The sequence below is a fragment of the Methylophaga sp. UBA5088 genome, from assembly GCF_002414625.1.
In the GTDB taxonomy this organism is placed as follows: Bacteria; Pseudomonadota; Gammaproteobacteria; order Nitrosococcales; family Methylophagaceae; genus Methylophaga; species Methylophaga marina.
The window spans coordinates 2,394-6,378 of the sequence record NZ_DIAC01000039.1; the positions used below are offsets into that span (position 1 = coordinate 2,394).

General features: G+C 44.9%; 4 protein-coding genes and 1 pseudogene. 4 read left to right on the top strand and 1 reads right to left on the bottom strand.

From position 1 onward, the window contains the following. A pseudogene (locus B4K20_RS05420) lies at nucleotides 1-202 on the bottom strand (hypothetical protein); the annotation flags it as partial. A 16-nt stretch (nucleotides 203-218) separates the two neighbouring features. Between B4K20_RS05420 and B4K20_RS05425 the strand changes: the two are divergent. From B4K20_RS05425 to alaS, 4 genes are all read left to right on the top strand, one after another. Then, nucleotides 219-719 (top strand): CinA family protein, encoded by a 501-nt coding sequence (locus B4K20_RS05425; protein ID WP_286304928.1) that lies wholly within the window; start codon nucleotides 219-221, stop codon nucleotides 717-719. A gap of 56 nt (nucleotides 720-775) precedes the next feature. Beyond that, a complete protein-coding gene (gene recA / locus B4K20_RS05430; protein ID WP_284722469.1) occupies nucleotides 776-1,816 on the top strand; it encodes a recombinase RecA in 1,041 nt (346 codons plus the stop codon). Beyond that, nucleotides 1,813-2,262, top strand: coding sequence for a regulatory protein RecX (locus tag B4K20_RS05435; RefSeq protein WP_289244796.1), 450 nt, complete (start codon nucleotides 1,813-1,815; stop codon nucleotides 2,260-2,262). The genes recA and B4K20_RS05435 overlap by 4 nt, the downstream gene beginning before the upstream one ends. Next, the coding region (alaS, locus tag B4K20_RS05440) for an alanine--tRNA ligase (RefSeq protein WP_289282164.1) at nucleotides 2,252-3,985 on the top strand (1,734 nt) is incomplete at its 3' end. The genes B4K20_RS05435 and alaS, both read left to right, overlap by 11 nt.

Below are 3,985 nucleotides of genomic sequence, written 5' to 3' on the forward strand. Positions count from 1 at the left end.
CCCCCGCCATAGGAATCGGTGCACCGTTACTGCTGCCACGGGCCGTTAATGTGATATCAAGCAGTTCGGCGGCTTTATGAGCATCGTCAAAAAAGAGCTCATAAAAGTCCCCCATACGATAAAACAGCAAAAATTCCGGATGTTCGGCTTTGATGCGCAGATACTGCTGCATCATTGGAGTATGATTTTGAATTTGAGTCATTTTTATAGTTTATATCATGCAAAATATTTCTGACGCATCACTGCAAGCAAAAATCATTCAAGTCGCTGAAACTTTAAATAAAAAGCATTTAATGTTGGCGACAGCAGAATCATGTACTGGTGGCTGGGTGGCGAAATGTTGCACGGATCTTGCCGGTAGTTCGAGCTGGTTTGAACGAGGTTTCGTCACCTACAGTAACCAGGCTAAACACGAGCAACTCGGCGTCAAGTTAGCTTCACTCGATCAATATGGCGCTGTCAGTCAGTTAGTAGCCGAGGAAATGGCGATAGGTACACTTCGCCATTCGAAAGCCGATATTAGCGTGTCATTAACCGGTATTGCCGGCCCCGGTGGTGGTACAGAAAACAAACCTGTTGGTACAGTATGGATAGCTTGGGCATCTCAAAGAGATAAAGTCAGCAGTCAGCTTTTTCAATTCGATGGGGATAGAGAAAGTGTCAGACGACAAGCCGTGTTAGCGGCCTTATCCGGAATCATTAAAAACGCTAGAGACTGACTGCTATCTATGGGATAATCGAAGGATTTATTAAAAACAGCTTCAGAGGTAGTGCAATGGATGACGATAAGAAAAAAGCGCTAGGCGCCGCGCTTGGTCAAATTGAGAAGCAATTTGGTAAAGGCTCTGTTATGCGTCTGGGTGATAATGTCGCAGCTCGTGACGTGTCAGCCGTATCTTCTGGCTCAATTGGGCTAGACGTTGCACTTGGTATAGGTGGTCTTCCTCGTGGTCGTGTTATTGAAATTTACGGACCAGAATCTTCAGGTAAAACTACATTGACGTTGCATGCTATCGCTGAGATGCAAAAAACAGGTGGTACAGCCGCGTTTGTGGATGCTGAACATGCTCTTGATCCTGTTTACGCTGAAAAATTAGGTGTCAATATTGATGACCTGCTGGTTTCTCAGCCTGACACAGGTGAGCAAGCCTTAGAAATCACCGATATGCTGGTTCGTTCCGGTGCTGTGGATATCGTAGTGGTTGACTCCGTTGCCGCATTGACACCAAAAGCTGAAATCGAAGGTGATATGGGTGACAGTCACATGGGGCTTCAGGCTCGTTTAATGTCACAAGCCTTACGTAAGCTGACCGCTAACATTAAACGCTCCAATACGCTGGTTATCTTCATCAACCAGATTCGTATGAAAATTGGTGTCATGTTTGGTAACCCTGAAACCACAACAGGTGGTAACGCACTTAAATTCTATGCCTCTGTGCGTTTGGATATCAGACGTATTGGTGCAATCAAAAAAGGTGATGAGATTCTGGGTAACGAAACTCGTGTCAAAGTCGTCAAAAATAAAGTCGCTCCGCCCTTCAAACAGGTTGAATTCGACATCATGTATGGTGAGGGTATTTCACGTGAAGGTGAATTGATTGATTTAGGCGTTCAACAGAATATTGTTGAAAAATCAGGCGCTTGGTATAGCTACAACGGAACACGTATCGGTCAGGGTAAAGATAATGTGCGTGGCTATCTTAAAGAAAACCCAGAAATGTCGGCTGAAATTGAAAGCAAAATACGTGAAACCATGTTGCCTAAAAAGACAGCCAAAAAAGATGATAGTGCTGTTGAGGACGACGTCGAGGCGTGAAGCAATCAGCCAGTGCACGAGCCGTAAGCTATTTAGCCAACCGCGAACATAGTGCTCATGAATTGGCACAAAAGCTCAACAAAGCAGGTTTTGATGCAGAAGAAGTTGAGAAAGTTATTCAACAACTAAAAGAAACAAATCTGCAAAGTGATGTTCGGTTTGCTGAAAGCTTTATTCGTTCGAGAGCAAATCGAGGTTATGGTGCGGTTCGCATCAACATGGAATTAAAAGATCGGGGTGTGGCTGCCGACATCATCACCGAATGCATGACCGCGGCAGAAATAGATTGGTTTACGCTTGCCTCAGAAGTACGTTGTAAGCGTTTTGGCGAGGAAATGCCTGATGATTATAAAAGCCGAGCAAAACAGCAAAGGTTTTTACAGTATCGGGGATTTACTCATGAACAGATAACGGAAAGTTTTAATTTAACCGACGATGAAAAGTAGCGCAGATATTCGCAAGTTGTTTCTCGACTTTTTCGCAAGTAAAGGTCATGAAGTCGTAGCAAGTAGTCCTCTTGTCCCTGCTAATGACCCCACTCTTCTATTCACCAATGCAGGTATGGTGCAATTTAAGGAAACCTTCTTAGGTCAAGAGACGCGTAAGTACACGCGTGCTGTCACGACACAGCGATGTGTGCGTGCCGGCGGTAAACACAATGACTTGGAAAATGTCGGTTACACCGCTCGCCACCATACGTTCTTTGAAATGCTGGGTAACTTCAGCTTTGGTGATTACTTCAAGCGTGAAGCGATTCAATATGCATGGGAGTTTCTAACAGAAACACTTGGGCTGCCTGCTGAAAAATTGTGGATCACCGTTTTCGAGGAAGATGATGAAGCGGCTGATATCTGGTTAAAAGAAATCGGTGTTTCAGCTGAACGTTTTTCCCGTATTGGCGCAAAAGATAATTTCTGGTCCATGGGTGATACAGGTCCATGTGGGCCATGCTCGGAAATATTCTACGACCATGGTGAAGATGTTGCCGGTGGTCCGCCTGGTACACCAGAAGAAGATGGCGATCGTTATATCGAAATCTGGAATCTGGTCTTCATGCAGTTCAACCGTTCAGCTGATGGTACTTTGACACCTTTGCCAAAACCTTCCGTTGATACGGGCATGGGGCTTGAACGTCTGGCAGCCGTGCTACAACACGTTCATAACAACTACGAAATTGATCTATTCCAACATCTGATCCAAGCGATTCAAAAACTGTCTGGTACAGAAGATCACACTAACTTCTCACTACGCGTTATCGCCGATCATATTCGCTCATGTTCATTCATGATCACCGATGGTGTTTATCCATCGAATGAAGGTCGTGGTTATGTCTTGCGTCGTATTATCCGTCGCGCGATTCGTCATGGTCATAAGCTCGGACTCAAAGACAACTTTTTCTACAAGCTGGTGCAACCTCTTGTTGATGAAATGGGCGAAGCATTTCCTGAACTTGCCCAATCGCAGGAACTTGTCGAAAAAGCACTTCAACAAGAAGAAACACGCTTTGCTGACACGCTGGATAATGGTTTAAAAATTCTGGATCAAGCCATTGAAGACATGGGTGATAAAGAGATTCCAGGTGAAACTGTTTTCTTACTCTATGATACATACGGCTTCCCTATTGATCTGACTGCAGATATTGCTCGCGAACGCGGCCTGACAATTGATATCGCTGGTTTTGAACGTGCCATGGAAGCACAACGTAGTCGTGCCCGTAGTGCGAGCCAGTTCTCAGGTGGTTTATCAGACCAAATTACTATTGATAGTAGTACAGAATTTTGTGGTTACGACCTCACTCAACATGACAGCACCATCCTGGCAATCATCGTCAATGGCGAACATGTTGATAGCATTTCTGAAGGTGAGGAAGGGTTAATCGTATTAGACAAGACCCCTTTCTATGCTGAGTCTGGTGGTCAGGTAGGCGATCACGGTGACATCAATTCAGATAACGCGAGCTTCACGGTTACCGATACGCGTAAACAATCTCAAGCATTCACACATATCGGTCGATGTGAACATGGCCGTTTCCAAGTTGGTCAACATGTCACCGCACAGATTGATGAAAATAACCGTCTGGCGACAGCACTAAATCACTCAGCGACGCATTTATTACATGCGGCTTTACGTAAAGTTCTGGGCGAGCATGTGATGCAGAAAGGTTCATTA

What these genes read in the sequence shown, in the direction of transcription:
- B4K20_RS05425 (WP_286304928.1), top strand. Translation starts at nt 219, where the DNA reads ATGCAAAATATTTCTGACGCATCACTGCAAGCAAAAATCATTCAAGTC.
- recA (WP_284722469.1), top strand. Translation starts at nt 776, where the DNA reads ATGGATGACGATAAGAAAAAAGCGCTAGGCGCCGCGCTTGGTCAAATT.